General features: G+C 66.9%; 2 protein-coding genes and 2 pseudogenes. All 4 read right to left on the reverse strand.

The window, feature by feature from the left end; translation table 11 throughout:
• Positions 1-779: pseudogene (locus G3N97_RS37220) on the reverse strand (cobalamin biosynthesis protein CobT); the annotation flags it as partial.
• A gap of 12 nt (positions 780-791) precedes the next feature.
• On the reverse strand, positions 792-2,048 hold the full coding sequence (locus G3N97_RS37225) for an AAA family ATPase (protein ID WP_205997759.1): 1,257 nt from the start codon (positions 2,046-2,048) through the stop codon (positions 792-794).
• Between the two features lie 99 nt (positions 2,049-2,147).
• Positions 2,148-3,245 (reverse strand): aromatic ring-hydroxylating dioxygenase subunit alpha, encoded by a 1,098-nt coding sequence (locus G3N97_RS37230; protein WP_205997760.1) that lies wholly within the window; start codon positions 3,243-3,245, stop codon positions 2,148-2,150.
• A gap of 524 nt (positions 3,246-3,769) precedes the next feature.
• Positions 3,770-3,964, reverse strand: a pseudogene (locus G3N97_RS37235) (hypothetical protein); the annotation flags it as partial.

Raw genomic sequence — 3,964 nt, forward strand, 5'->3', positions numbered from 1 at the left:
GTCTGCGCATCGGCTTGCCGCGACGGATCGGCGCCGTCGAGATCGAGCGCGAACGCGAGATCGTCGTGCTCGCCGAAGCCGTCGAGTTCGCGCGCGAGCACAGTTTCGTCGACGGTCTGATCGGGACCGGCCGTCTGCATCATGTTGTTCGCGCCGCCCGAGGCGAGCGAGCGCACGCCCGCCACGATGGCGCGTGCGGCCTGCACGCTTTGCGCGGTCGAAGCGCTCGCGCGCGCCGTCTCGAACGCGCCGCCCGCGCCTTCGAGCACGCGCAGCGCGGCGGCGAGCGTATCGGCGTCGGGACCGCTTAGCGTCGGCGGTTCGTTCCAGAGCGTACGCTCGATCGCCCACACGAGCCGTTCGCGCCACGCAAGCGTCTGCCAGCGCCGCGCCGCTTCCTGCGCGGACTGCGCGCGCCAGCGCTCGACGTAACGGCGCGCGCCCGGATAATCGGCGAGCAGGCGCGCGAGCACGCGGCGATCCTCGACTGCCTGCGCGATGCGGCCCGTCACGCCCGCTTCGGCGAGATCGAGCCGCCGGATCGCGCTATGCCGCCAGCGCGCCGCCAGCAGATCGAGATAGCCGAGCAGCAGGTCTTCGTCGTGCGCGGGTTCATTCGCATCGTCTTGAGCGGTTTCATGCGTCGGCAACACGAAACGCTCGCGCTCCACGCGCGGTCCGCCCGCCCCCATCGACACCGTCACGCGCGGCTCGCCCGTCAGCACGCGCGCGAGTTTGCCGAGGCGCGCTTCGAGTTCGTCGATCTGGGCGGTCTGCATGGCGCGCCGCGTTCAGGCTGCGGATTGCCCGTCGGGCGCGGCATCGAAGATCGCGTGATGGCGGATGATGCTGCGGATCAGCGCGGCGTCTTCGGCGCTCACCTTCGCGTAGATCGCGGGCGCGGCGGCGCGCTCGGCGTCGCCGGTTCGCAGCATCAGCTCGGCCCAGTCGATCAGACGTCGCGTGGAAAACGCGCTCGCCAGATCCTCGCGCGCGAAGGCGGCGCGGCAGTCGGCGGCAATGGCCGCGAGCGTGTACGCCAGCGCGGGCGTGAGCGCGGGCAAGGTCCGCGTCAATACTTCGGCTTCCTCATCTTTCGAAAGATAGTCGAACAGATACACGCGCCAGCGATCGAGAAAAGCCTCGTTGAGTAGATTCGCGCCTTGATAGAGATGCCGGTACGCGCTCATCGCGCCCGCCGCGTTCGCCGTGCCGAACAGCCGGAACGACGGATGCGGCGTGACGATCTCGTTGCCGCGCTCCTTGAGCAGCAGCTTGCCGCCCGGTTCGAGCACGGCCGTGAGCACCGCGAGAATCGAAGGTTCGGCGAAATCGAGTTCGTCGATGATGAGCCAGTAGCCCGCGCGCATCGCCACGGGGAGCACGCCGTCGACCCACACGGTCTCGCCGCCTTTCACGGTCCAGAAACCGACGAAATCGCCGACCGTGGTCTGGCCGTTCATGTTCACGCGCAGCACGCCGTGGCCCGTGCGCGCCGCCACCTGCTCGACGAAACTGGTCTTGCCCGAGCCGGTATGACCGATCAGCATCACGCGGCGGTTTTCGACGATATCGAGCGCGATGTCGTCGGCGCGCGGCGTGAAGAGATACGCGTCGTTGATGCGCGGCACGAGCGCGGCATTCGCGTCGCTCGTATCGGCCGAAACCGGCATATCCACGTTGCCGATGCGCACGGTCTGCTGCGCCGACGTCACTGAGCGCGCCTCACGGGCCGCCTGCGCGGCGCGTTGCAGATCCGCCGCGAACGCGCTGCCCACTCGTGCAGCGCGCGCCTCGTCTTCGCTATCGGCGACAGAGACGAAACCTTCGCGCCGCCATTTCAGCAGCTTCGCTTCGAGATTGTCGAGGTCGACGACGGTGTCGATATCCACCTGACCCACGCCGTCCTCGCCATGACCGTGCTCGATGCGAAACATGTTCGCGCGCTCGGACAGTGATACGCGCCACCATTCGCGCGCGGCTTTCGCGCCGCGCGTATAGACGCCTTCGGGGCTGTTGTCGGGCACGGCGAGTGGCGTGGCGTTCATCGGCGTGAAAGGCGCGGCGCGCAAAAAAGGTCCAGCGGGACATCTTACCCGCTGGACCTCGTTCACGGCACGAAGCGCGTTACGCGGAGCGCGGCCCGCTCAGGCGAGATCCTCCACCGCGCGAATCGGAATGACCGTGCGTGCGCCGCAATTGCGCAGCACGTCGCGCAACTCGTTGATGACCGGAAACACCTCGTGATTCCAGTCGGCGCCCTGACTGTCGTGCGCGGCCTGCTCCAGTTCGACGATCGCGCGATCTTCCTTGAAGATGCGCTCCGTGAACCACACCAGCAGCGGCCACGCGGCGTCGAGCAGCAGGGACACCTTCGGCTTGCGGATCGACAGCATGCCGAAGGTGCGATTGGTGCGCTGCTGCGCGTCGAGCGGCACGTAGACGATCCACAAATCCATCACCAGCGAGTCTTCGCTCGAACGGATCTGCAAGGTCTGATACGGATAGCCGGTGCGGATCGTCATGACGCTGCTGTCGCTCTGGTCTTCGCTGCGTTTGCTCGACCCGAACACGAGCGCCTCGCCGGCGGGCTGCTTGCCCGCCTCGCGCATGAAGGTGTAATCGACTTCGATCCAGTTCTCGCCGCGGCGGCGGCCGAGCGAACGCGCGCGCATCTGGCCCATCTGGCGGCGGTGCAGAAACTGATGGTTCATGTCCATCAGGTTCTCGTGCATGAACGAGTAATGGCACTTGACGGGACGCCCGAAACGGCGCGTCTTGTACGCCTTGTCGGTGACCGAGGGCATCTCGGGAAACGGCGTCTGCTCGGCCAGCGTGGCGTCGCCGGGAAACACGAAGATCATGCCGTGCGCCTCGCGGCACGGATACGCGCGCACGCCGTTGGGCAGGCGCTCGCGGCCGAGGTACGGAATGTCGACGCACTGGCCGCTGCAGTCGTAGGTCCAGCCGTGATAGCCGCAGCGGATGCCCTCGCCTTCGACCACGCCCGCGTGCAAGGGCACCTGTCGATGGGCGCAGCGGTCTTCGAGCGCGAACACGCGCCCCGATTCGGTGCGCGCGAGGACGATGGGCTCACCGGCGAAATGCACGCCGTGCGCCTTGCCGCGCTTGACCTCTTTGGACCACGCGAGGGGGTACCAGAAGTCGGGATGAATGGGGACCCGGCGCAGATCGCGCACGGATGACTCGCTCGCCAGGTTGTCTTGGGACTGCACTGCGGACATGCGGGATGTCTCCTTGGGGTTCGCGTCTTCCGCCCGATCGACCGATGGCTACCGATGGCTATGAGCCGTTGGCTACGGACTGATCAGTACGGATGGGCCGAAAACGCACGAATCGCCTTCACTGATCCGGCTTCATCGACGTCGCTTCACTGCGGCTGATTCTGCAACGACTTCAATGAGCCAGCTTCACTGCACCTGCACATCTGAACCTGGACTGCCCTGCGCGCCCCGCCTGGCCCGCGCGCGCGGCGATGTTGCAATGCGGCGGCGGCGAGACGGACGACTGGCTCCATAGTACCGGACATGTTTGGAATCGGTGTACGGGGTTTGAACGGATGCGGCGCACATGGCCGCGCCCGAAGCGGGCGAGAGAGCAATTTTCTTGCCTGGAGGGAGACGGGGAGGAAAATCCGGTTGGCGAGCGGCTTGGGGATCGCCGAAATAATCAGCATCACTGATTAAATCGAGTGGCAATGCACGAACGGCGCGAACGCCCGTCTATCGACGTCCGAACACCGAAACGCTCAGTCGAGCAGCGCGTGCAGGCCGCCCGCCGCCGCCCGCGCCACGGCGGCGAGACGCGCCTCGCTCATGCCTTCGCGCGCGCTGCCCGAAAGACCCGACATCACGCTGGCGACGTAATCGGTCACGGCGTCGGCGGCCTCGGGATGCGTCGCGGCCACGTAAGCGCGGACCTCGTCGCGGCGTTCCTGCGCGAT

It is taken from the genome of Paraburkholderia sp. Ac-20347 (assembly GCF_017104805.1).
GTDB classification, from domain to species: domain Bacteria; phylum Pseudomonadota; class Gammaproteobacteria; order Burkholderiales; family Burkholderiaceae; genus Paraburkholderia; species Paraburkholderia tropica.